We start from the raw sequence: 25,519 nt of genomic DNA, 5'->3' as shown, positions 1-25,519 counted from the left end.
TGTTCATGCTTCAGATACTTTACTTCGCCCAGGATCTTGCCGACCCCGCCGTTCGCCGACGCGTGCTGATGTTGCTTGCCGGCGGCGCAAAGGTGACGCTTGCCGGGTTCAGGCGCGACGCAAACCCGCTGGCGGCGATCGATGGCATCGTACCTGTCGAGCTCGGCAACACCCATGACGGCCGGTTCGTCCAGCGCGTCGGTGCGATCGCGAAGAGCTGTCTCTCGCTGAAGCAGGCGCTGCGCGGCGTCGAACGTCCAGACCTGATCATAGCCCGCAACCTCGACATGCTGGCCATCGCCAGGAAGGCCGTCAGCCTCTTCGGCGGCGACGTCCCAATCGTCTACGAATGCCTCGACATTCACCGCCTACTCCTTTCCCCCGGCATCGCTGGCAAGGCGTTGCGGACAAGCGAGCGCCTGCTCGGCCGTGACGCGCGCCTTTTGATCACCAGTTCTCCCGCCTTCGTCGAGAACTATTTCCGCCCGTTATCGGGTATCTCGGCACCGACCATGATGCTTGAGAACAAAGTGCTCGAGCTCGACGAAACCGATGCGCGACCATCGGTGATCGCTGCCGCCGCACCGACACATGGCCCATGGCGGATTGGCTGGTTCGGTGCTCTGCGCTGCCGCAAATCACTTGCGCTGCTGGCGGCCTTCTCGCGCCGCATGGAGGGTCGATTCGAGATCGTGCTGCGCGGCCGGCCGGCCTATCGCGAGTTCGACGACTTCGACGGCTTCATCCGCAACGAACCTTTCATGACGTTCCACGGCCCCTATCGCAGCCCGGAAGAGCTTGGCGCGATCTACTCCGACGTGCACTTCACCTGGGCGATCGACTTCTTCGAGGAAGGTCAGAACTCCAAATGGCTGCTCCCGAACCGGCTCTATGAAGGCTGCCGCTTCGGGCGGGTGCCGATTGCGCTTCGCGGCACCGAGACCGCGCGGTTTCTGGCCATACGTGGCCTTGGCGTGCTGCTCGAAGAAGCTGATGCCGACGCGCTTGCCGCGCTCATGGGGTCGATGACCTCCGAGATTTACGACGCCACATCCCGGCGGATCGCCGCCTGCGCGCCGGAAACCTGGATCTTCAATCGCAGCGATTGCGAGGGCCTCGTGCGCCGTCTGTCGGCCGTCACGTCCGCCGCTCCGCCGCGCATCGCGCTGGACTTCCCGCAAGCACATCAAAACACCTCAACGCCCCAGAACGAAGGTGGATTGTCATGAGCATACGTGTCCTCATCGTCATTCCCTGCCTCAACGAGGCGGAACATCTGCAGGGCCTCGCCGAAGCCTTGCTACCCGCGGCAAAGCGCCTCAACGGCGCCATCCTGATCGCCGACGGCGGCAGCACCGACGGCACCCGTGAGATCGCGGCGCGTCTCGCCGAGAAGGATCCGGCCGTGCTGGTGCTCGACAATCCGAAACGCATCCAGAGTGCTGCGATCAATCTCGCCGTCGCACGCCATGGCACCGATTTCGATTATATGATCCGCATCGACGCGCACGGCACCTATCCGCATGACTATTGCGAGCGCCTCGTCGAGGAGGCTCTTCTGACCGGCGCGGACTCCGTCGTCGTCGCCATGCAGACGGTTGGCTTCACGCCCTTCCAGAAGGCCACGGCCTACGCCCAGAATTCCAAGCTCGGCAATGGCGGCGCCAAGCACCGTCTCGGCGCGGCGAGCCACTGGGCCGATCACGGTCACCATGCACTGATGCGCATTTCCGCCTTCCAGGCGATCGGCGGCTACGACGAGATCTTCAGCCACAACGAAGACGCGGAGTTCGACTATCGCTTCCGCCAGGCGGGCTATCGCATCTGGATGACCGACCGGACCAGCATGGTCTACTACCCCCGCGCAAAGGTCGGGCCGCTCTTCCGCCAGTACTTCGCCTATGGGCGCGGACGCGCGCGCAATGTGTTGAAGCATCGCGCCTGGCCGAGCCTCAGGCAGTTGCTGCCGCTTGCCGTCGCTCCGGTCGCTGTCGGCGCACTGCTCGCGGTCGTCAGCTGGCTTGCGGTCGTTCCGGTCGTGCTCTGGGCTGTGGCCTGCATCGGCTACGGCATGTGGATGGCGCTCGGCCAGAAGAACCCCTACGGCCCGCTCGCGGCCATCTCGGCAATGGTCATGCATTTTGCCTGGTCGGCCGGCTTCTGGCGGGAATTGCTCACCACGCGTAACCGGAGGGTGGCACCATGACCAACACCGTCGCCCGGACACAGATCGACATAGCGGTGTGCACGTTTCGCCGGCCGGAGCTTGCAGAAACGCTGCACTCCCTCGCGCTAATCACCGTGCCTGCCGATGTGGCGATCCGCATTATCGTCGCCGACAACGACGTGACGCCGAGTGCCGAGGCGCTCGTCAACCAGATGCGCCCGACCATGCCTTGCGAGATCCTCTACGTGCATTGCCCGGCGTCGAACATTTCCATCGCCCGCAACGCCTGTCTCGACAACAGCACCGGGCACTATCTCGCCTTCGTCGACGACGACGAGACGGTGTCGAGGACCTGGCTCGTGCAATTGCTCGATACCGCCCTAACGACCGGCGCCGATGTCGTGCTCGGTCCGGTTCGTGCCGAATACACGCTGTCTGCCCCGAACTGGATGCGCCGCGGCGATTTTCATTCAACCCGGCCGGTCTGGGTCGATGGCGAGATCCGCACGGGCTACACCTGCAATGTTCTGATCGATCTCACTCGCCCGGTCGTCTTCAACAGGCGGTTCAATCTGGCGCTCGGGCAGACAGGCGGTGAGGATACGGAGTTCTTCCGCCACATACATGCGGATGGTGGGCGTCTGGCCTATGCGCCCGATGCGCTGGTCTTCGAACCGGTACCGGAGAAACGCGCGCGACTTGCCTGGCTTGCAAAGCGTCGTTTCCGTTCCGGCCAAACCCATGGCCGGCTCTTGAGTGAACCGGGCCAAGCCGGCAGCCGAGTGGCCGAAATCGTCCGCGCGACGGCGAAATCAGGCTATTGCGCCATCGCAAGTCTTATGCTGCTCGGATCGCCGGTCGCTCGCTCGCGCTACGCGCTTCGCGCAATCATGCATGCGGGCGTCGTCAGCGGCCTCATTGGTGTGCGCGAACTCCAGCAATACGGAGCGGCGACCGCTTGATGACGCAACGCGCCCCCGACGTCAGCTTCGTCATCGCGGCCTATAATGCTGCCGACACGATCCGACGCTCCATCGACAGTGCGCTTGCGCAGACGGGCGCCGACGTCGAGGTGATCGTCGTCGACGATTGCTCAAAGGACGAGACCTGTGCGGTCGTCGAAGAACTCGCTGATCCGCGCGTGCGGCTGCTGCGACTTGCCGAGAACCGCGGGCCCGGCGGCGCGCGCAATGCCGGTCTCGAAGCGGCCCGTGGCGACTGGATCGCCATTCTTGACGCGGACGACACGGTTAGCCCTCAGCGGCTGTCGCGCATGATCGGCCTTGCTTCCTCGACCGAAGCTTCGATTGTGGTCGACAACATCGACGTCCTCAATCTCGATGGGCGGCTGGAGCGCATGTTTCCCGAAGCCGAGCTTGAGCGCCGTCGGACGCTGACGCTTGCGGCCTTCATCGGTTCCAACGTGCTTTTCCGCTCCACCTTCAATTTCGGCTACATGAAGCCGATCTTTGAGCGCCGGTTTCTGAACGAACATCGCTTGCGCTTCGAGGAAACGATCCGCATCGGCGAGGACTACATCCTGCTCGCCTCGGCGCTTGCCCATGGCGGCCGATGCGTCATCGATCCCTCGGCCGGCTATTGCTATCACATCCGCGAGGGCTCGATTTCGCGCGTGCTCGAACTGCGCCACATCGACGCGATGATGACGGCCGACCGGGAATTCCTTGCCAGGCACACGCTCGATGCCGAGGCGCTAGCGATGCAGCGCCGGCGCGACAAAAGCCTCGTCGAGGCGCACGCCTTCCTTCGCCTTGTCGAACACCTGAAATCCAAATCGTTGGCCGGAGCCACCCAGGTGGCTCTGACCAACCCCAGAGCGCTTCGGCACCTCAGAATGCCGATCGCCGTGCGATTGCACCGGCTGCTTGCGCCAATCGCACGCATGAAGCCTGCCACCTCGACGGTGGCGGCCGAACGACCCACCTCGGGCGAAAGCCCACACGTAAGTAAAGGATAAGACCATGGACCGTATCAGGACCGTCAGGAAAGCTGTGATCCCGGTCGCCGGCAATGGAACGCGGTTTCTTCCCGCGACGAAGGCGATACCGAAGGAGATGTTGACGATCGTCGATCGTCCGGTCGTGCAATATGCGGTCGATGAAGCCCGTGAAGCGGGCATCGAGCACATCGTTTTTGTGACCAGCCGCAACAAGCAGGCGATCGAAGACCACTTCGACGACACGCCTGAACTCATCTCGTCGCTGACCCGCTCCGGTAAGAACGCCCAGATTTCCGAACTGGAGCAGATGCTGCCGCGCGCCGGTTCCGTCAGCTTTACCCGCCAGCAAGCGCCGCTCGGCCTCGGCCATGCCGTCTGGTGCGCCCGCGATCTCATCGGCGACGAGCCCTTTGCACTGCTCCTGCCGGACATGCTCTGCCACGGCGGACGCGGCTGCATGGCCGGTCTTGTCGACCTCTACCGTCAGACCGGCGGCAACGTTGTCGGCGTCGAGCAATGCGCTCCGGAAGATGCCTCGAAATATGGCATCGTCGGCAAGGGTGCGGCCGTCCCCTATGGCTTCGAAGTCACCCAAATGGTCGAAAAACCGCTTATGGGCGAAGCCCCGTCCAATTTTTATCTGAACGGTCGCTACATCCTGCAGCCGCAGATCTTCGACACACTCGCCCATCAGCCGCGCGGCGCCGGAAACGAGATCCAGCTAACCGACGGCATGCTGAAACTCTCGCAAAATCAAGCGTTTCACGCTCATCCCTATGATGGGCGCACGTTCGACTGCGGCTCCAAGGAAGGCTTCATCGCGGCCAATGTCGCCTTCGCGCTGGCGCGTTCCGATCTCGGCGACGCGGTCTATGCCTCGGTCAAGGACATGGTCCTGTCTCACGAAGGCCGCATCCGCGCCGCATAACTGGCTTCGGCGCCTCTTTTGAAAAGAAGAGGCGCCAGCCTTCGGACCAAAGGGAAACGGACAGAGCGACCCAATGAATCAAAGAAGTCTCCCCTTCAACAGTGTCGTACCGCGCAACGTGGAGGAGCCCGACGGCTTCATCGACCTCGATCGTCTGTTTTCGGTCGTCTTGCGTCGCGCCAGAATGGTCGGCCTGTTTGTGGCGCTCTTCATCGCGCTCGGTGTCGCATACCTGGTCTTCGCAACACCGCTCTACACATCGGCAACGCAGGTCCTTCTCGACGAGAACCTGTCGAAATTTGCCGAAGAACAGGCGCCGCCACAAAACAGCGCCCTGCTCGACACCCAGATTGCCAGCGCCGTGGAAATCCTGAAATCCGGCGAACTCGCCCTGCGTGTCGTCGACAAGATGAACCTTGCCGACAACGACACCGTCCTCAATCCGCCGCGCTCGCCGTTCGACGTCGTCAAGGACGGGCTGAAGTCCGTTACGGGCATCTTCTCGAGCGGGCCGGAGATTTCCGAGGATATGGCCCGCAACGGCCGCAGGCAAAAGGCGGCGGCACTGCTCCAGCAGGGACTGGCCGTCGAACGCGTGACGCGAAGCTCCGTCGTCTCGCTTGCCTATCGTTCCAGCGATCCGCAGCTTGCCGCCGGCATCGTTCGCACCTATGCCGACGCCTATCTCAACGACCAGCTCAACGCCAATTTCGAGGCGACCGAACGGGCCTCGGTCTGGCTGCAGGAACGTCTTGCAGACCTTCGGCAGCGCACGCAGACCGCGTCTCTAGAGGTCGAAAAATACCGCAGCGAAAACGGCCTGACGCTTGCGCGCGGCGAACTCATGTCGGAACAGCAGCTCGCCGATCTCAACAGCCAGCTGATCATTGCCCAGGCCGATAGCGCAAGCGCTTCGGCGCGCTACAAGCAATTCCAGGCGATCGTCGACCAGGGACCGGAGACGGCCGTCAAGAACGCCACGATTTCCGCCAAGGAAGGCGACAACTCGGTCATCCGCGATCTGCGCACGCGCTACCTTGCGGTCAGCAAGCGCGAACAGGACGTGAGCCAGAGCTTCGGCGCCGACCATCCGCAGGCCGTGTCGCTGCGCAAGGAGAAAACCGATGTCGGCCGCCAGATCTTCCAGGAACTGCAGCAGCTGACGGCAAGCTACCGCAACGAATACGAGGTGGCGCGCTCACGCGAAGCGTCGCTGCGCGAAAACATAGAAGGCACCACCGGCCGCAACGCAAATGCAAATGTCTCGCTCGTGCACCTGCGCGAACTGGAGCAGCGGGCAGCCGCGCTGAAGACGCTCTATGAGACCTATCTGAACCGCTACGAGCAGGCCTCGCAGCAGCGCTCCTTCCCGATCGCCAAGGCGCGGGTGATTTCCAGCGCCGGCGTCCCGGCCTCGCCTTCGAGCCCGAAGAAGACGATGGTGCTGGCCCTTTCGGCGGTGCTCGGCCTGATGGCGGGCGGCGCGTTTGCTGCCTTCCAGGAGTTCCGCGAACGGACGTTCCGGCTCGAAGGCGACGTGCGCGCCATCCTCGGGCACCGGTCGTTCGGCTACATTCCATTGGTCGGCCCACGTCACCCTGGAACGACGGATCTCGTTCGCGCCAAGCTGATGAAGAACAAGATGCCGCCGCCGGTAACGCAAGGGGCGCCGTCGTTCGAGCGCCTCAGCCGCATCGTGCTCGACGCTCCGCGCTCGTCCTTCACCGAGACCTTCCGCAACGCCAAGCTCGCCTGCGACCGGATGCTGACCGGCAACGGTTCACGCGTCATCGGCATCGCTTCGGCGGTGCCCGATGAAGGCAAGTCGATCATTGCCGCGAATTTTGCGGCCCTTCTTGCCGCAAGCGGCAAGAAGACCCTTCTGATCGATGCCGACATCCGCAAACCGGGTTTGAGCAAGATGATCAATCCGCCGCCGAAGGCGGGTCTGGTGGAAGCGTTGACCGGGCAGGCATCCTGGCCGGCGGGCATCAAGATCGACCAGCAGACGAAGCTTGCGATCCTGCCGGTCGGCGGTGAAGCAGTGGACGGCAACGGCCCGTATGACAGCCATGAGCTGCTTGCGTCGCCGGCCATGGCCGAGCTCATCGACAATGCACGCAAGTCCTTCGACTATGTCGTCGTCGATCTCGCGGCACTCGCCCCGGTCGTCGATGCCAAGGCCTTCGCGCCGCTTGCGGACGGCTTCCTCTATGTCGCCGAATGGGGCCGGACGCCGTCGCGCCTGGTGCGCGACCTCTTGCATTCGGAGCCGCAGATCAATGCCAAGATCCTCGGCGTGATCCTCAACAAGACCGACATGCAGGAACTGGCAAAGTACAGCGACTTTGGCGGTGCCGAGCATTATCGCCACCGCTATGAGAAGTACTACATCGAAAGCGCCGGCACACGCCGCAAGACCGAGGCTGCATGAGGCTCAGCATCCGCCAAAACTGCGTACCTCGGATCGGAAATGGTCCGAGGATGCTGAGAGTGCATGGGAGCTGCGGGATCGCGTATGTCATTTGCCGCGTGAGCCCCATAAAATATGATTGTTATTATCATGTTTAAATGATACGTGCCGCAAACCGTGAGACCGTGGCGATGAACAGCGATATGCCGAAATATGACAGTGAGCTGATTGCGATCATTTTAGCGACGCTCGGAGCGCTGATTCTGGTCGCAAGCGCTTTGCTTTTTGTCGTTGTCTGAATCGGAACGTGAGCTTGGGGGCATCCAGGCGGTCTCACCTGAGTTTGGAGATTGATGCATTTCTGGACGCCCGAGCCCTGCTGGCTCCCTACGGTACCAGGTCGAGTGAACGGGCCATTGTCGTGGCGTAGCGGCCACGTGACGCTCGCTCAACGAGTTCGTTAAAAATGTTCCTTTAGCCGGATATCAGAAACTAACGATTTTCTCGTATGGATTTCCTCAGGCCTTAGCGCCGCCGAAATCCAAACGGGGAGATAAATGGAGAAGCAACGAGAAAGCAGGATTGATCTTCTGCGTGGGCTCGCTCTCCTCTTGATCTTTGTCGGCCACTCCGAGTTCACGTTTTCGGGTTTTGTGCAGCATTCTCGCGGTTTCGCAGATGCTTCCGATGTCTTTGTTCTCTTGGCTGGAATATCCGCTGCCCTTGCCTACTATCGCACCGATGGTTCGGTCCTGTTCCTGCGACCGTGGAAACGCGCCTTCGCCTTGTATCTCGTCCACGTCTTGTTGTTTTCGGTGCTGGCAAGCATCTCGGCCGCACTGATGCTGGCCGTTGGTCCATCGACTTGGTCCGATATGAATTCATTCTGGAGCGCGCCTTTTCAGCATGGAGCCGAGGCCATTCTGCTCATGTACATGCCGGGAAATCTCGATATCCTGCCTTTGTATATGGTGCTGCTTGGTCTCACGCCGTTTGCCATCTGGCTTCACAGTCGCTCGCGAACGATGTTGCTGAGCTTTTCGTGCCTGGTCTGGTTGGCCGCTGGGATTGGTCACATCAATCTTCGGAACTGGGCCCTAGATGGACGTGAGTGGTATTTTGATCCGTTTTCTTGGCAGTTTTTGTTCATCATCGGGATCGTTGTCGGCATTGGACTGAAACGGTCGATGCCCGTGCTCAGCTACAATCGCGTGGTGTTCCTCGTGGCCGCCATCTTTGCGATCACTGCCATCCCGATAAATCTTGCCGTGTATCTTCGCCTTACAGAGCCGCCGTTCAGCGAGCTGTATCATCAGCTCGTTTCTAAAACGAACAGCGGCCCGCTGCGCGTCCTAAATGTACTGGCGATCCTGTATCTTGCCTGGAACATCCGAGCCGTGCAGCTCGCGGCCCGTCAGCCAGCCTTTCGCCTGGTCTGCGCTGCCGGTAAGCACAGCCTTCCTGTTTTTTCCGTCGGCGTAATCCTTGTTTGTGTAGCCAAGACAGTTGTGGCCGCCACACCAAACCCGTCGCTTCTGGTACAAGCGATATTACTGGTTGCCGGTTGCCTCTTGCAGTTGGCCGTCGCGTGGTTACTTGAGGAGCGACAGCGAAAAGCCACCTGGCATGCGCATACCGCAATATCGATCCCAAAACGGTCTTGACCTTATCATTCAGCTGGCGGCCGGAGCATTGCTCCAGATAACAGACACATTGTTGCCCGCAGCACTTAAACCCTGAGCCTAAAACCGGCTAGTTCGACCGCTTCTCGAACTTACGTTCACCTCGCAGATACGCGGGGATCCCGCGCCTTAAAGTGTGCAGACAAAGTCGGATCGCGTTCGAGTAAGTCCCGCCATTCCTGCTCAGTGATGAGCCCGAGCCTAAACTGCTTCAGGAGAAATTTCTGCTCTTCGCTAAGTCGTGGGAGTTCGTCGGGCTCTGACCGCCCGAACAACATGTAGTCAACCAATTTCCGTAGAAAGTGCCTCGTCCCCATTTCATTCCTAACCACAAGGAGTTGATGCAAGAAATCTAGCATTGCGTGCACGTTTCGCGAAAGCGTCAGCTCCTACACTCAGACGAGTTCATAGCAGCTGGGACAAACCATGATTTCAGACGAAACTGCCATGATGGCCTGGAGCATTTCAGCCCGACATCTGGCACGAGGACAACGTGACCCTACGACGATGGTTGCTGAGGCGATTGCCTTGGAGCGGCAACGCTGTTTGGGCATTGTCACCGAATGCTGCGGAGAAAACAGCGACGTCGCCAGAAAGCTACAACGCTCTGACAGATAAGGTCCAAATTTCGATTAGCCTATTCGCCCGGTTGTAGATGGTCTTAGCCTGCCGCCGCCTCGCTAGTTGTAGGGGTCGTACGACCGACCGCGAAGCACCGGCTCATGCACAACGCAACCCGCCGGATGAGCAACCCTTCTCCAGTTGACGGAAGGAGGATGATTTCAAAACAATCACGACAGTGCTCAATCTCTCCAGAAGAGCGGTGTCAGGATGACCAGCACCGTCAGGATTTCCAGACGGCCGAGCAGCATCATGAGCGACAGGAGATAGAGCGCCGGGTCGGTCAGCGTCGAGAAGTTGCCGGCCGGCCCGATGATCGGGCCGAGCCCGGCGCCAACGTTTGAAAGCGCCGTTGCGACCGCCGACACCGCCGTGACAAGATCATAGCCCATCGCCCCCATCGCCAGGCTGCCGAAAGCCCAGATGAACATGTAGGCCGTGAAGAACATAAACACGGTGCGCTGCACGTCTATGTCGACAAGTGTCTTGCCGTAGCGCACCGTGTGGACCGCATTGGGGTAGATCAGCTTGAAAAGACCGGCGCGGATTGAATTGAAGATGATGATGAAGCGGTAGGCCTTCATGCCGCCTGCCGTCGAGCCGGAGCAACCACCCATGAAGGTGGCGGCAAAGGCAAGTGCGACGATGAACTCACCCCAGAGCATATAATCGTCGCTTGCAAAACCGGTCGTCGACAGGATCGACGAGACGGTGAAGAAGCCGTGCGCCAATGCCTCGTGCGCCGAGACCCCGTTGACGATCCGCTGGTAGAGGCTTGCGGCGAGCGCAAGTGCCGTCAGATAGGACAGAAAGACGATGATCTGCGGATCCTTCAGCGTATCGAGCCGCCCACGAACGATAAACAGGATGAGCACCGAAAACGGCAGGCTGCTCAGCGTCATGAAAAAGGTTGCGACCCAGAGGATCGGCAGGCTGTTGAAGTAGCCGAGCGAGGCATCGTGGGTGGAGAAGCCACCGGTCGCGACCGTCGACATTGCGTGGTTGATCGCGTCGAAACGGCTCATGCCCAGATAGGAGAAGATGATTGTGCACGTCACCGTCATCACGACATAGATCAGGATGAAGGCGCGCGTGAAGGTGACGATGCGGGCGAAGGGCTTTTCGGTGGTGTCCGAGGACTCCATCTTGAAGAAGGACATGCCGCCGACCCTGAGATAGGGCATGACGAAGAGCCCGAGCGCCACGATCCCGATACCGCCGAGCCAGTGCAGAACCGAGCGCCAGAGAAGGATACCCGGAGGCGCATGGTCGAGGCCGCTGATGACGGTCGAGCCCGTCGTGGTGATGCCGGAGACCGATTCGAAGAAGGCCTTGGCGAAATCGAGCTTCAGCGACGACAGCCAGAAGGGCACGGCGCCGACGAGAGACACGACGATCCAGAGAAGATTGACGACCAGAAAGCCCATCTTGCGGCTGAACAGCGGCGAGCCGCCCTGCGTGGCGGCGATCGCCAGAAGCGACAGACCGCCAGTCGCAAAGGCCGAACCGGCAAACACTCTCCAGTTGGGATGACCATAGAACAGATCGACTGCGGCCGGCAGCAGCATCGCGAGCGACAGATAGAACGCGGCCTTCGCGGCAATGTTGATCGCGGTCTGGTAGAGGGGTGCATGCAACGGTTGATCGCCTCAGCGCAATGTCCAGGACCGAATCGGTCCTCTGGATCTGCGGCCATTCAACCTCAAAGGCGCGCGATTCGCACCGGCTCGGGGTAGAGAACCCTCTGGTAACCAACAGTCAGTCCCGTATTTTCGCCGATTTTGTCCCATGGGCGCGGCAATCGGGTCCACGCGTTCCCGGCAAATGCCGCGCGAAAGGCGCCATTTCCATGCTGCACTGCGGCATTTTGCCCAATCAATTCTAACTCACGAAAAGATCACGTCTTTTGGCCGCGGCAAGTCATCACCTTGACTTATTTCCACGTGTAAAGCCTGCTTCATTCATTCCACATGCAACCTTGAGCACAACCGATGACCCCCGCCCGTTTCACCCAATGCCTTCTCGTTCTTCGTTGGACGCCGATCAATCTGGCAAGCGCCCTCCATTGCAACCTGGCGTGGATCGAGGCGATGGAGACCGGGGACGAAATGGTCCCGGAGGAACTGGCGACCTGGCTGGAAACGCTGGCGCGAACCCACGAGGAACTCGGCATTCCCGTCACCTACCGCGGCAAGGGGCTTGAACCGGCGACGAGCCGCGCAACGCGCCGCTGATCGACAAGGGCGCTTCGCTCCATCCAGCTCACAGCTAAAAATGCCTTGCATCAATCACCCTTGGCCGGTTCGATCGCAAGCGCGCCGGCCGGGCTTAGAGCACCGCAGCGCCATAGCCGGTAGTTTTGCTGGGTGTCCCAGTCGTAGTAGTAGGCCGCATTCAGGCGATTTTCTTCGGAAAACCGCTCGAAGACCGTCCGCATGGCCGTCATCGCCCCTTCGCGTTCGCGATCATCGACGGGGCAGCTGCGCAGTGTATTGGCAATCCCCCATTCCGTCACCCAGCAGGGCCGCCCTCTGTCGGCAGGCGCACAGAAATCGAGAAGTTTGGTGACGATCGAGGTGATTGCAGCCTTATCCTTGCGCGCCGGGTAGATGTGAATGCCATAGGCATCGACGAGCGCGTCCATGCCCCGCGCCTTCAAAAGGGCAATCACCTCGCCCGGATCCAGCCGCTCCATTCCCTGGCGGTCCGCTTCCTTGGCCCCCATGTCGGAGAGCCCGGCGGAGACGATGATCGCCTTGCTGTTGGCGCTCGCTCTTACGGCGTCGCGGGTGATCTTCAGCGCCTCGACGTAGTTGTCGAGACCCTTGCCGAACGCGTGGGCATCCTTGAGTTCGCCGAGATGTCGCGGCGTCGCTTGGCCCGGCTTCTCGTAGACGGCGAGGCCCCCGTTATAGCCGGCGAGGTTGATCTCGTTTCCGGGTTCCACCGCGTCCAGACGGATGCCAAGGGCATCGATGCGCTGCAGTGCTGACGCCAGGCCCGCGCGGTAACGATCAAGGTCCAGATCGGACAACCGGTTGATATCCCAGATGCGCCCGAAGCCGGTGCGCGGGCGAACGCTGTCCGGATAATAGCTTTTGTTCGACAGCTGGATTTCGAGCAGGATCCGCAGACCCAGCCGGTTGGCGATCTCCAGCGCGTCGATGCTTTTGTCGACAGGGCGCGACAACGATAGCCGCACATGCGTCGCGCCGCTGTCGGCAATGGCGCGAAGGATGCGTTCCTGATCCGTGCGTTCCAGCCAGGCGAGATTGAGCCGATTGATGCCGTAGCGCGCGGCCGCAGTCTCGCCCGCAAACGCCGGAGCGCCACGCGAAAGCCCCGCCCAGGCGATCAAGGCGGCCAGGAGCAGCGCCAAGGGCGCTGCCCGGTTCAGGGGCAGATTAAATGCCAACCTGTTTAAGCGCACTTTGGAAGTTCGCCTCGCATGCCGAGTAGCGTTCGGTAACCGCCTGCGCATCGATTTTCGACAGGAAGTTGGCGAGATGAGCCTTCTTGTCCGCCTCACGGTTCCAGACGCCCGCTTCGATATAGGGGAAGCCGATGAATTCGAGCATCTCGCGCATACGGTCGTCGACGGCGATCATCAGCGAGGGCGTGCCCGCCTGCATGCCGATGACGCATCCATGGAAACGCCTACCGATGCACAGGTCCCGGGTCGATGACCAGGCGCGCCACTGGTTGGTGTCGAAGAACACCATCAGTTCGTTCTGCCGCTGCCATTTTTCCTGATGCTTGTATTCGGTCTTGCCGGTGATGCGGCCGCTGGAGCGGTCATAGACCGGCGCGTTGTCATCCACGGGAAGGGTGAGGTTATAGGCGACGACTTCGTCCTGGATGACGTAGCTGGCCACGCTCTCCGGCTTCAAGAGCGCGTGGGCATCGACGATGGTGTCGGCGACGCTACCGAGATAGCCGCCGAGCGCGAGCTTCTGTGCCGAGGCAAGGTCTGCGTTGGCAAGCGACGTCAAGGAGTGGCGCATCTCGTTGGGAGCGAAGAAGAGCGAGGGGCAGCCGGTCGGCTTGACGAACTTCATCCCCTCCGCGCGCAGAAACTCCGCGGTGAAATAGCCGCGGGTCAGGAAGAAGCTTTCCTTCTGCTTCAAGACCTCGAGGAACCGCAACGTACCGGCCGGCAGGTTTTCTTTCAGACCTTCACGCTTCTGGATGCCGATGCCCATCACCAGAACCGGCATCTTCAGCTTCTCGAACACATCCGCTTCGAGATCGGCCGAGTATCCCGGACGCAGCAGGTTCGCCGAAGCGAACACGCACATGTCAAATTCCTTGTTCAGGGCATCGTAGACGTCGTTGGCGCCGCGGCTGTTGACCAGATGCCAGAACGGCACATAGGTCACGTCATGACCGCGCAAGGCATAAGCTGCGCCCTCGCCGATCAGGTAGTTGCCGGTGTTGGCGATCTTCTTGACCTGGTCGACCAGATCCTTCTTGCTTCGGATATCGTCGAAGTAGGGTTTGTGATGAACCGTCGCACCGGAAACGCGCGCCACGGTACGCTGGAGGTAGGAAGGGATTCCGGTGAGCAGGATACGCATCGATACACCTGGTTTGTGGACTGGCCCACAGAGTTGAGGAAGAGGGAGGGCGGCACGAGGAAGCGGATCTGCAAACCTCACCGTGCCGCCCGAACATCATGAATTGAGCGCCTCGGATCGAACGCGTCCGAGGCATCCCGGCTTAGAGGCCGATGCCGATCTCGCGCAGCACCGTACGGAAATTGCGTTCGCGATCGGAGTAGCGGTCGACCAGTTCCGATGCGTTCAGCCCGGCCAGATGGCTGGCAACGAACTCCGCCCGGTTTTCCGCCTTTTCGAGCTCCTGGACGTCGACCGACGGCAGGCCGGTAAAGCCCAGCATTTCGCGCATGCGGTCGTCGACGGCCACCATCAGGCTCGGCACGCCTGCCTGCATGGCGATGATCGAGCCATGGAAACGACGGCCGAAATTGAAGTCCATGTGCGAGGCCCAGGCGCGCCACATGTTGGTATCGAAGAAGGTGCGTACATCGAAGGGCACCTTCTGGCGCTCAGCGCCCGGAAAAGCCAGTTCCCCGAGCATCTTGCCCGAGCAGGAATCGAAGACCCTGCCATCGGCATCCGGCTCGACCTTCATATCGAAGTGCAGGAATTCGTCCTGGATGATGTATTGGGGCTTGGCGCCTTCCGGGTTCAGCGCGATCGCATCGACGATGCAATCGTGATTGGCGCCGAGATAGCCCGAGAAGATGGTCTTTGCCTGACCGATCTTGACGTCGGGCAGCTTCTTCATCGAGGCACGCATATTGTTCGGCGCGAAATAGACCGAGGGGCAGCCGGTCGGCCGGACGTATTTGAATCCCTGGTCCTTCAGGTAGCCGGCGGTTTCGTAGCCGCGGGTCAGGAAGTAGTGCTCGCGGTCCTTGAGAACATCGAGCAGGCGCTTCGTCCCCTCCGGCAGGCCTGTTTCCAGGTCCTTGCGGTTCTGGTGGCCGATACCGAGCATGACGATCGGCATCTTGAGCTTGCTCAAGACATCAGCCTCGGCATCCGCAGAAAGCCCCTTGCGCAACAGATTGGCGCAGGTGAACACGCAGATGTCGAAGTTGTTGTTGAATTCATCGAAACCGGTGCCGTTTTTGTGGGCGTTGTAAAGATGCCAGAACGGAATCTGCTTGGCGTGCGGCGTGATGGCGCGCAGAGCCCCCTCACCGATCAGATAGTTGCCGGTGTTGCTGATGTTGCGAAGCTCCTGAAGAAACTCGTCCTTGGATTCGGGCTGTTTTTGCCGTTCCGAATAGGAAACCGACAGGCCATTGGCGCCGTTTGCGAGGCGCGTGTAATGACCAGGAATACCCGTCAGGAGGATTCTTGGACGCATGCGTAAGTCCCTTCTTTTTGAAAAGTCGTACGGGTCGATCAGCCTGCAGCTGCGACGCCGGTATTGGATGTCTCACGCGCCCGGATGACCTTGGCGCGCGAAAGCGAGGAATTGTTCACGGCGCCGTCGCACCAGCCGAGGAACTCCGAAAAGGAGTTCGCCCAGCCGCGACGCGCCGCTGTTCTCAGGCACCCTTCCATGATCGGAGCCAGCAGGTTGCGATCGCGCGAAACCTCGGCGATCGCCTTGACCATGTCGCGCACCACCTGGGGATCGGAGGAGGCATCGATCAGGATGCCGTCCTCGCGATCGACGATCAGTTCGTCGACGGCGCCAACCGCGGTTGCGATCGGCACGCACCCGAGCTGTTGGGCTTCGGCGATCATCAGCGGGGCACCTTCCCAGCGCGAAGGCATGATCAGAACATCGGCCCAGCCGAGCGCCTTGATCAGGTCGCGGCTGGCAAAGACCGGTGGGCGCACGTCGACGCCCAGTTCCTTGAGCCGGTCCGTCCAGGAGAACGAGGCATCCGCCAGGATCTCGCCACCGATCGCCCGCGCGTCGAACGACACGTGCGCCGCACGCAGCTCTGCAATGGTCGCGGCCAGGCGGTCGATGCCCTTCTGCTGGTCAAGACGACCCATGTAGAGCAGCCGCAGCCGGTCGTCCTTGCGCTCGATCCGCCGCACCTGCAGCACGTCTGCAAGCACCTTGGGCGGCACGGAGAAACTTGCGCCGTTCGGAACGGCAAAGATCTTTTCGAGCGGCACGCCGAAGCTGTGCAGGTAGAACTTCAGTTGTTCCGAGCAGGTGAGGAAGGCGTCGTAGCAATGCTCGTGGGCGATGGCTGCAAAGGGCTGGCCGGCCGGGCGCTTGAACGGCGTGTTGTCGACGACGTGCAGATAGCACGCCGTGCGTGTCCCTTCCGAGCGCAGCCGCGCGATCAGCGGATGCATCGCCATCACGTGGTTGTTGATGACGAGATCGAAGCCCGAGAGCTGACCTTTAAGCGCACCCCAATCGACTTCATGATGGTCGGCAATGAAATCCTGGCCGAGGAACGAGCCGGAGCCGCCCCAGGCCGGGATGCCCTGATCCCAGAAGTGAACATAGTCGAAGCTCGAATCGAACTCGTCGATCACGTCCATCCGGCTGGTGCCGAGCACGAACAGATGCGTCTCGTAGCCCGCGGCCCTAAGTTCACGCGAGGCGGCGTAGATGACCTTCTCGGCGCCGCCAAACGACGCGTTCGGCACGAGAAGCGCTGCAGTTTTCTTGCCGGCTTCGCTGTGCCCGAGCGGCAGCACCGGCGAGCCGCCGATTTCCGTTCGCAAGGCCTTGTGCAGGTCTGAATAGGGCATGAGCCGCGCGGGGCGCCAGGTCCAGCGACGGCCGGCCGTGCGGCGAAGCGGACTGGTGGCGATCGCGTTGACGCAGTTGATCATCACCTGTTGCGGCGTGATCAGCGTGCGGCGCGGCAGGGCGCGCGGGAACGGGAAGCGCACATTGAGAACCGCCGAGGTCGGCCATACCTGCTGCGTGCCGATAGAAGCAAACCAGTCGAGCGCATTGTTGCGGATGACGTCGCGCAAGAGCGCCGTCGAAATGAAGATGAGATCCGGTTGGCCGAGATGCTGGGCGCCGGCGTCGAGGAAGGTCGGCTCGATCTTGCGCTGCGTCGCGTCGTTGCCGAGATGAACGAAAACGACGTTGGCTTTCTCACTCAGGCGCTCCAGGTGACAAAGCACGTTGGGCAGCATGCGCGAGCGCAAAAGCAGATCGATCGTCGCACCGCTGCCGGCCATGACGAAGGGCGGAAAATGCACGTTGTCGGGCTCGCCGGTGCTGGCCCAGAAGGCTGGGATGATGTCGTCGAGGCGCAGCCGCTTCGGTTGCTTCGTCGGATCTGTGAAGAACGAGATCGCCGCGTCTTCGGTGCGCGCGAAGAGATAACGCGGGCACTCCTCATGCTCGAAATCGACGAGCATCGGCCGCTGGAACAGCGCCTTGTGGCGCTTTCTGAGGAAGCTCACGGATGTCGCGCGGTCGCGGTTGGCTTCCTTGAAACGGCTTTCGGCGCGCAGGCGGTATTCGAACGTCGTGTCATGGCAGGGCGTTCCGACAAAGCCGTGCTCGACGCAGGAAAGCCAGAACTCCCAATCCTCAAAACCGTTCTGTCGGTCGTCGTTGAACCGAACGCCTTCCTGGAAGACCTCGATCGAGATCATCGAGCCGGTGTCACAGATGTTGTCCGTGATGCAGTGGACGAGCCGCGAATACTGGTTGCCGTAGTGAGCCCGCCAGCTCACCGAGAAGGTGTCAATGTTGGTATAGACCCAGCCGGCGCCGCTTTCGTGCAGGCGCCGATAGAGGGTCTCGATCGTTCCCGGCAGGACTCGGTTGTCGGCGTCAAGGAAATAGACGGCCTTCGCCTCGGGCAGATTTTCGAGCACGTAGTTGATGGCGCGGTTGCGCGCGCCGCCGGGGCCGGCGTTTCGCCCGAAGACCACATGGATATCAGGGTGGGCCCCGGAATAGAGCAACAGCTGATCGAAGGTTTCCTGCCGCGGGTCGCCGTCGACCGAAACGACGATGGCAATACGGCAGCCCTCGAGGTCCGATGCAAGCGCGGATTCGAGCGCTTCGAGCGCCAGCGCCGCATGGCCATAGAGCGGCATGGCGATCGCAACGAGGTCCCTTGGATCGCTATTGCTGGACATGAGACGCACCACTCGACTGCTTGACCATCCGGAAGCCCGACACCTTGAGCCAGGAGAAATCGACCGAGTCGGTTACGGCGCGGCTGAGGATCATCAGATCCATGGGCTGGCGCACCGGCTCGTCGAGCTGGAAGTTGATGTTGATCGGCTGCTCATTGGTGACCTCGCGCCAGCCGCTGAAGAAGGCGGACGGCTTGACCACCCCCTTGCGAGCCAGTTCCGCCACTTCGGAGCGCGCGTTCGAGCCCGCTGGCGCGAGCAGGAAGCTGACGGCTGCCGGGGCGCCCTTGGGATGATCGACCACAGCGCTTGCGGAGAAGGATATGGTGCCGGGCTCGACAGCGCGACCGACGGCGCCGGCCGATACCCCATTTGCAAGCGGATGGCAGACGACGGCGTGTTCGTGTTCGAGAAAGCGCACGGTCTGGAATTCCGGGACGACCGGCGTCACCGATACGTCAACGATCTGGCTGAGCAGATCGACCGAAAGCCGGTAGTCCTCGATGAAGTGGCCGTCGAGCAGCGCGGTCGGCGCGATCATGTTGGGCATGCGCGTCGGCTTGACGCCGGGCAGGCCGGTGTAGACGCGGAACGCTAGAGGGCGCAGATCAAGGTCGGCGTGTCGGGTCTCGGACCGAGCCGTATAGTGTTCACTGGCGATGGGATAGCCGAGCGAAAGCCCGATCGTTTCACTACCGGTCGTCGAAACGCGCAGCCGCAGTGTCTTCGCGCCTCCCCCGCAGGTGCGCGGCAGGGCAAAGAAGTTCCAGCTCGGAACGAGCTGCGAGAATGGAACGGCCCACTCGGCAACCCCCTCGCCGCTCTCGACATAGCTCAAGACAACGACCAGTTCGCCGCCGTCCCGCGGGACCGAGTTGAAGTGAAGCCCGATGCCGGCGACGCCATGGCTGGAGACCGGCAGGAGCTGTTCGACAAAGGCATTGGCAATCAGATGGCCGATGCCCTCGTCCTTGGGATCGACATAGGGGTCGTGCGCAAAGACTTCGGCGACCGGTTCCCAGTTGCGTGCCTGGAACGCATCTTCGAGCGCGCGGTAGTTTTCAAGCAGCGTTTCACGCTCGCGGCGAAGCAGCGCAAGCTCGGATGTGATTGCCGACGAGAACCGGGCAAGCCGCCCGACACCACCATCGACCAGCGTTTGAATGAGCCCAGCGCTTTCGCTGACGGCCTCGGCGCTCAAGCGCTTGATCGGGATATCCGGGACGGTGCCAAGTGCTCGCAGCGAGACGATGCCGTCGGCCAGATCCGCCTCGCCCTCGCTAGAAAAGGCGAGCCCGATCAATGGAAACACGTTTTCCAGGGTCGCATCAGGCCGATCGCCTGCCGGAAGAAAATGAACCAGGTGCTCGATGCCACTGCCCTGGACACTCGCCCTATCGTGATCCGAGGCCAACACCAGCTTTCTCTTCGCCTGCGAATACCTCACGCCAGAAGACACCAACCCTTGCACGCGCCACCCTCAATTCAACCGAATTCTCTCTGTAGTTGAATCCCCCAATCCGAAATAAACCGGCGAATTCAACGACCTAGAGAAAGCATATCAAGGTTATTTGCACTGCACAATAAGTTATATTTGCGTTTTTCGTGAAATAATAGTTCGGCTTTTGAAGTATTATGCAGATGAGACCCGTAATATTTGAGTGGATCCGGGGGTTCCCATTGCCTTATCCAGCAATGTCATCTGTCGCGCAATGCAATCGCCCAGACGGAACCTTTGCTCGACGGTGCGGCGGGCGGCTGCACGCAAGTCGGAATACTTCTCCGGTTGCTGCAAAGCGCCAGAGATCGCCTCCGCGAGCGCATCCGTATCGAAGAACGGCACGAGCAGGCCGTTGCGGCCGGAGCTCAACACCTCCTGCATCGGCGCGGTGTCCGATCCAATGACGAGAGCGCCGCAGGCCATGGCCTCCAAGACCGACCAGGAAAGCACGAAAGGATAGGTCAGATAGATATGGGCGGTTGAAATCTGGAACAGCTGCTTGAGGACACCATGCGGCACCACGCCTGGAAACAGGAACCGGTCGGCCGGGATATTCAGGGATTGAAGCAGATAGTCCTTCCACGAGCCGCCACCGGGCGGTGGGGCGCCGTAACTGACGCCGTCGCCACCGACGAAAACGAAAAGCGCATCGGGATGGCGCTTCGCGACCTTTGCGGCCGCCTCCAACGCCTGCGGGAAGCCGCGATAGGGCTCGAGATCGCGGGCGACGAAAGTAACGATCGGCGGATCACCCGCCTTTAGCACCCGTCCGTCCGGAAGCTTCAACGATGCCGACGGATCGGGACGGAAGACGCGAGTGTCGACGCCCTCGTGGCAGACGGCGATACGGGCGCGATGCTCCGCCGGATAAAGGCTCCGTTGCCATTGGGTCGGGCTGAAGCCGCCATCGATCGCATCAAGCGTCAGGAGTTGCGACATGTTGCGCAGCCGCAGTCGCTTACGCGTATCCTGGTCGGGCTTGTCGTCGGGGGCAAAGCCGATATCGGCCCCTTCGGCGCGGTAGAAAAACTCGCAATAGCCGAGTGCCGGGACATTCGGCAACACATCCTTGACGAAGGTCATACCGCCCCAGCCGATGTGCCCGACGATAACGTCGGGCACCTGCCCCTGGCGGGCCATGGCATCGAAGGTTTCGGCGACCCGGTGACCGATCCGGACATGATGGTCAGGCACACCAAGGTGCCTTCCCATCTGCGAATTGGCCTGCGGGCCGGGTTCTGCTCTGTGGCGAACGACACGCGTTGCCGGAATCCGCTGATCCACGGTTTCCGTCACGAGTGTCACTTCATTTCCCGTCTGCGCCAAATGAGACGCGAGAGCGGCGAACTGGCAGAAGCCGCGCCGGTGTACAAATGCTACGTGCATATTCCCTGCCTATAGCCGTTGAAAGGACAGCCTGTGCGCGGGCATCTCAGATGCCGTAGCGCGTTGCATTCCCCCAAACCAGCTCGAGCCGGTGCAGTGTTTGAAATGCGGTTTCGAGATTGCGCCGGTCCTGCTCGCCGTGGCTGAGGACACGTTCATAGGCGCCAGCCGCCTTGCGTAAGGAATCGCACAATTGCTTGCCCTTCTCCGAAAGCTTGATGCGGGCCGAGCGCCGATCGCGCTGGGAGGCGGCCCTGTCGATATACTCTCCGTCGCCCAACTGCTTCAGGTAGTAGGAGACGTTGGAGCCGACATAGTGGCCACGGTCCAAAAGCTCCGCCACCGACACTTCCGCATCGCCGATCGCCAGAAGGACCATCGCCTGTGCCGGGCCGATATCGTCGACGCCAAGCTTCGTCAGCTCGGCACGCAACAGGCCGGTAAAGCGCCGGCTGGCCCGCTCCATCATCCGTGCCAACTCGAAATATGTGACCACGGACGCTTCGCTCTCCTGGTCAATATTGTCATGTTCAGGGGCACTTCCAGCTGCGTCATCCCCGGGGCGGATGGCAACAGCGCCGCCAAAATCTGCGAACGGATAGAGAATCCTTTGATTCATCCCTCTCTCCAACTGAGCATTACTACAATATTCAAAAATTACTTCAAATTTTGAAGCAATTTTTCGCCCCCTTTACTCCCCCCGAATACGACTATCTTGAGCATTCCACCATTATTGTGTCACACTTATCACGGCAACACTGTGATTTAAGTGATAACAAACAAAATAGCTTCCTCAAGACCCCAACGAACTTATCCAGAAAATCGCCACGCGTGACAGCAAACGAGGCAATATGATTAGCAAGAACCAAATTGGGCCAAAGAAGGCGCAAAATGGAGCAAACGATCCGCGGCTGCTTATTTTGAAGGCGCGCCGCGTGTTTGTTTTGGCACTTATTTATGCAGCCCTGCTGAGTGCTTGCATCGGCATATTGCAGCTCTCGACACCACTCTACATGATGCAAGTTCATGACCGCGTTTTGAACAGCCAGAGCATGGACACGCTGACCATGCTGACGATTCTCGTCATCGGCGCACTCGTGATCTACGGCGTGCTCGAATACATCAGGGCTTTGACGTTCCAGGCGATGGGTAGTGCGGTCGTGCGCTGGCTGAACCTGCCGGTGCTGACCGCCGCCGTTCAGGCGGCCGCCGATCAAGGGCTGACCCGGGCGACCCAGTCGCTACGGGACCTGGCGGAATTGAGAAGCTTCCTCACAACCTCTGCCGTCAGCGCCCCACTCGATGCCGCCTGGTCGCCGATCTTTCTCGGGGTGCTCTTTGCGCTGCACCCAATGTTCGGCCTTCTTGGCGCCATTTCCATTGCCCTGCTCGTATGCTGTGGATTGCTGACTGATTTGCTGACTCGCCGGCTGATGAAAGAGGCCAATCAAGCCAATATCGAGGCCGTTTCGAAAATTGGTTCAAGCTTGCGCCATGCCGAGGCGATCGAGGCGATGGGCATGCTGCCGGCACTTGCCCGCCGCTGGCGCACCGCACAGCTGCACGCGCTCGACGCGTTGGAAACCAGCGGAAGCCGCAGCAAGGCGATGGCTTCGATCACCCGTTCGCTGCGCTTCATGATCCAGGCGGCCGCACTGGCAACAGGCTCTATCCTCGTGATGAAACAAGAGATTTCCCCCGGCGCGATGATGGCGACGACCATCCTCGTCGGACGCCTGCTCGCCCCGTTTGATTCGATGATCGAGAACTGGCGTCAGTGGGTGCTCGCCATCGCAAGCTGGCGCCGGATAGAGACTGCGCTGAACCAGGATCTGGCCGTACGCCAGACCATGCCGCAGCCGCGCACGCAGGGCGATCTTGTTGTGGATAAGCTCGTTTACGCGGCGCCCGGCCTCGATGTGCCGATCATCAAGGGCGTTTCCTTCTCGCTCTCGCCCGGCGAAGTTCTCGGCATCGTCGGCCCCTCGGCGGCGGGCAAATCGACACTGGCCCGGCTCCTCGTCGGAATTCAAAAGCCGACCACCGGCGGCGTCTTCCTCGACGGCAACAATGTCTATCTGTGGGAGCGCGCTTCCTTTGGCCAGATGACCGGTTACCTGCCGCAGTCGGTTTCGCTGCTCGAAGGAACCATCCGCGACAACATCTCGCGCATGGAGGAAGGCGAACCCCAAAAAGTGCTCGAGGCGGCTCGGCTTGCTGACGTGCACGACATGATCGGGCGCCTGCCGCTCGGCTACGACACTCCGGTCGGCGATGGCCACCTGACGCTTTCGGGCGGCCAGCGCCAGCGCATCGCTCTTGCCCGCTGCCTTTACGACCATCCTCGCCTGATCGTTCTCGACGAGCCGAACGCCAATCTCGACGCCATCGGCGAGCGCGCATTGATCCGCGCGATCGAGCGGGCGCGCAACGACGGTGCGATCGTCATCATGATCGCCCACCGGCCGACGATCATGCAGGCCGCCGACAAGCTGCTCGTTCTTGAAAACGGGCGCATCACCCAGTTCGGCCCGCGCACCGACGTGGTCGCATCCATGACACCCGGCGAGCCGAGACGGGAAGGCGTATCCGCATGACGAACAAACAGAACCTGCCAGCCTCTCGCGACGCACGCATACTCGTGGCCAAGGACGACCGCGCGAACTTGCCCGCGATCCCCGAGCGGCCCCACCCTCTGCACGGGCTGGATGCGGACGCAGAAGGAAGCGCCACCGCGCCGCTGCGCGGCGTGGTCCTTGCGGGCCTGACGACGATCCTCGTCGCCTTCGGTGGTTTCTTCGGTTGGGCGTTTTCAACGGAACTCAGCAGCGCGTCGGTCGCAAGCGGCACGATCGTGGTCGATTCGAAGCGCAAGACCGTCAGCCACTTCGAAGGCGGCATCCTCGACCGCCTCCTCGTCCAGGAAGGCGATCGCGTCACGCTCGGCCAGCCGCTGGTCAAGCTTGCCGACACCCGCGCCCGATCCGACCTTGAGGCACTGCAAAGCCGGCGCCTTGGGCTGATCGCAAAGCTTGCCCGCCTCAGGGCGGAGCAGACCGAAGCCGCGCAGATAGATTTCCCAGACGAGCTGATGGGCACCGCGGAAACCGCTGCCGACGACGCGGTGAAGGCGGAGACAAACTTCTTCGACCGCCGGCGCGAAGCAAAGGCCGGCCGGCTCGAGGTTCAGGGCAAGACCATCGAAGAGTACTCGGAAAGGGCCAAGTCGCTTGCCGAGCAGATTAGAGCGACCGATCGCCAGATCGAACTGATCACCGAGCAGCGCACCGCGATCGCGACGCTGGTTGCCAAGGAATTTGCCCAGCGCTCCAAGCTGATCGAGATCGATGCCAAGCTCAGCGAACTTGCCGCTTCGCGCGGTGAGCTTGCCGGCAACAAGGCCCAGGCCGAAAAGGCGGAAGCCGGAGCGGAACTCGGGCTGACCGGTATCGAGAACGAATTCCAGTCGGAGATCGCCGGCGAAATCACGACCGCCCGCCTCGAACTTGCAGATGTGGGACAGCGCCTCGTCTCGGCCAAGGACGTCTTGAGCCGCCTCGAAATCCGCTCGCCGCAGACCGGTATCGTCACCAACATTCAGTTGCGCACACCGGGCAGCGCGGTCTCTGCCGGCCAGCCATTACTCGACATCGTGCCTGAGGACGAACCGCTTCTGGTCGAGATGCATGTCGGCACCCGAGACATCGACAGTATCGGCATCGGCTCAAAGACGCAAATCCGGCTGACCGCCTACAACCAGCGCTCGCACCTGCCGCTCGATGGCGAAATCAGCTACGTCGCAGCCGACCAATCAGTCGATGAAAAGTCGAACGTCTCCTACTACGTGGCGCGCGCCCGCATTGCGCCGGCCTCGCTCACCGCCAACCCGGACATCCGCCTCTATCCCGGTATGCCGGCGGAAGTGCTGATCGTGCACAAGCCGCGCTCGGCGATCGATTACATGGTTTCGCCGATTGCAGAGAGCCTCAATCGAGCCTTCCGGGAAGACTGATCCAGAAGGCTCCAACACCGCCTGCGCCGGCGAAATTCAATTTCGCCGGCAATTTGTTTCTAAATTTGAATTTATTTCTAAGTAATAACAAATCTATGACCCCTTAGATATCAGGGATAATCATCAAACTGATACAAGATATACATCGTAGGTAGCAGATAATAATACAGTGCAGCTGATTTTATTTCTTTTTTGCTGTTGCCATATGTTTTTTTGCAGTGCAATGTCGCC

General features: G+C 61.0%; 18 protein-coding genes. 10 read left to right on the top strand and 8 right to left on the bottom strand.

The window, feature by feature from the left end; translation table 11 throughout:
* Positions 1-5: 5 nt before the first annotated feature.
* The 7 genes from IB262_RS12805 to opgC all read left to right on the top strand — a co-directional run bounded on the left by IB262_RS12805 (position 6) and on the right by opgC (position 9,132).
* Positions 6-1,229 carry a glycosyl transferase family 1 gene (locus tag IB262_RS12805; protein ID WP_192493633.1) on the top strand — a complete coding sequence of 408 codons (1,224 nt, stop codon included), beginning with the start codon at positions 6-8 and terminating at the stop codon, positions 1,227-1,229.
* Entirely contained in the window at positions 1,226-2,206 is a 981-nt protein-coding gene (locus tag IB262_RS12800; protein ID WP_192493632.1) for a glycosyltransferase family 2 protein, read from the top strand. The genes IB262_RS12805 and IB262_RS12800 overlap by 4 nt, the downstream gene beginning before the upstream one ends.
* A complete protein-coding gene (locus IB262_RS12795; protein ID WP_192493631.1) occupies positions 2,203-3,129 on the top strand; it encodes a glycosyltransferase family 2 protein in 927 nt (308 codons plus the stop codon). Before IB262_RS12800 ends, IB262_RS12795 begins: the two co-directional genes overlap by 4 nt.
* Positions 3,129-4,145 (top strand): glycosyltransferase family 2 protein, encoded by a 1,017-nt coding sequence (locus tag IB262_RS12790; RefSeq protein WP_192493630.1) that lies wholly within the window; start codon positions 3,129-3,131, stop codon positions 4,143-4,145. The genes IB262_RS12795 and IB262_RS12790 overlap by 1 nt, the downstream gene beginning before the upstream one ends.
* A 4-nt stretch (positions 4,146-4,149) precedes the next feature.
* The gene (locus tag IB262_RS12785; protein ID WP_113079998.1) at positions 4,150-5,055 is read left to right on the top strand and encodes a UTP--glucose-1-phosphate uridylyltransferase; all 906 of its coding nucleotides are present in this window, start codon (positions 4,150-4,152) and stop codon (positions 5,053-5,055) included.
* A gap of 73 nt (positions 5,056-5,128) precedes the next feature.
* Positions 5,129-7,489, top strand: coding sequence for a polysaccharide biosynthesis tyrosine autokinase (locus IB262_RS12780; RefSeq protein ID WP_110819094.1), 2,361 nt, complete (start codon positions 5,129-5,131; stop codon positions 7,487-7,489).
* A gap of 536 nt (positions 7,490-8,025) precedes the next feature.
* Complete coding sequence (opgC, locus tag IB262_RS12775; protein WP_192493629.1) at positions 8,026-9,132, top strand: OpgC domain-containing protein; 1,107 nt, start codon at positions 8,026-8,028, stop codon at positions 9,130-9,132.
* Between the two features lie 821 nt (positions 9,133-9,953).
* Here the strand turns inward: opgC and IB262_RS12770 are convergent.
* The gene (locus IB262_RS12770; protein WP_034798022.1) at positions 9,954-11,408 is read right to left on the bottom strand and encodes a TrkH family potassium uptake protein; all 1,455 of its coding nucleotides are present in this window, start codon (positions 11,406-11,408) and stop codon (positions 9,954-9,956) included.
* Positions 11,409-11,762: 354 nt separating this feature from the next.
* Here IB262_RS12770 and IB262_RS12765 point away from each other — a divergent pair, with 354 nt between their 5' ends.
* Positions 11,763-12,005 carry a hypothetical protein gene (locus IB262_RS12765; RefSeq protein ID WP_034798024.1) on the top strand — a complete coding sequence of 81 codons (243 nt, stop codon included), beginning with the start codon at positions 11,763-11,765 and terminating at the stop codon, positions 12,003-12,005.
* Between the two features lie 50 nt (positions 12,006-12,055).
* Here the strand turns inward: IB262_RS12765 and IB262_RS12760 are convergent, their stop codons facing one another.
* The 7 genes from IB262_RS12760 to IB262_RS12730 all read right to left on the bottom strand — a co-directional run bounded on the left by IB262_RS12760 (position 12,056) and on the right by IB262_RS12730 (position 21,895).
* On the bottom strand, positions 12,056-13,150 hold the full coding sequence (locus tag IB262_RS12760; protein WP_246802631.1) for a glycoside hydrolase: 1,095 nt from the start codon (positions 13,148-13,150) through the stop codon (positions 12,056-12,058).
* A 25-nt stretch (positions 13,151-13,175) separates the two neighbouring features.
* Positions 13,176-14,348, bottom strand: a complete 1,173-nt coding sequence (locus tag IB262_RS12755; RefSeq protein WP_034798026.1) for a polysaccharide pyruvyl transferase family protein — start codon at positions 14,346-14,348, stop codon at positions 13,176-13,178.
* Between the two features lie 142 nt (positions 14,349-14,490).
* Entirely contained in the window at positions 14,491-15,669 is a 1,179-nt protein-coding gene (locus IB262_RS12750) for a polysaccharide pyruvyl transferase family protein (protein ID WP_113079995.1), read from the bottom strand.
* A gap of 38 nt (positions 15,670-15,707) precedes the next feature.
* Positions 15,708-18,389, bottom strand: coding sequence for a glycosyltransferase (locus tag IB262_RS12745; RefSeq protein ID WP_113079994.1), 2,682 nt, complete (start codon positions 18,387-18,389; stop codon positions 15,708-15,710).
* Entirely contained in the window at positions 18,376-19,848 is a 1,473-nt protein-coding gene (locus tag IB262_RS12740) for a DUF6212 domain-containing protein (RefSeq protein WP_162731851.1), read from the bottom strand. The genes IB262_RS12745 and IB262_RS12740 overlap by 14 nt, the downstream gene beginning before the upstream one ends.
* A gap of 174 nt (positions 19,849-20,022) precedes the next feature.
* Positions 20,023-21,276 (bottom strand): glycosyltransferase family 4 protein, encoded by a 1,254-nt coding sequence (locus IB262_RS12735; RefSeq protein WP_051659390.1) that lies wholly within the window; start codon positions 21,274-21,276, stop codon positions 20,023-20,025.
* A 46-nt stretch (positions 21,277-21,322) separates the two neighbouring features.
* Entirely contained in the window at positions 21,323-21,895 is a 573-nt protein-coding gene (locus tag IB262_RS12730) for a MarR family transcriptional regulator (protein ID WP_034798035.1), read from the bottom strand.
* 232 nt (positions 21,896-22,127) lie between these two features.
* Between IB262_RS12730 and IB262_RS12725 the strand changes: the two genes are divergently transcribed.
* Together IB262_RS12725 and IB262_RS12720 are read left to right on the top strand one after the other, a co-directional pair.
* Positions 22,128-23,873, top strand: coding sequence for a type I secretion system permease/ATPase (locus tag IB262_RS12725; RefSeq protein WP_034798037.1), 1,746 nt, complete (start codon positions 22,128-22,130; stop codon positions 23,871-23,873).
* The gene (locus IB262_RS12720; protein ID WP_113079992.1) at positions 23,870-25,288 is read left to right on the top strand and encodes an HlyD family type I secretion periplasmic adaptor subunit; all 1,419 of its coding nucleotides are present in this window, start codon (positions 23,870-23,872) and stop codon (positions 25,286-25,288) included. Before IB262_RS12725 ends, IB262_RS12720 begins: the two co-directional genes overlap by 4 nt.
* Positions 25,289-25,519: the final 231 nt, after the last annotated feature.

The organism is Ensifer sp. ENS02, assembly GCF_014851885.1.
In the GTDB taxonomy this organism is placed as follows: domain Bacteria; phylum Pseudomonadota; class Alphaproteobacteria; order Rhizobiales; family Rhizobiaceae; genus Ensifer; species Ensifer adhaerens.
This window is presented reverse-complemented; position numbering and strand designations above follow the sequence as displayed.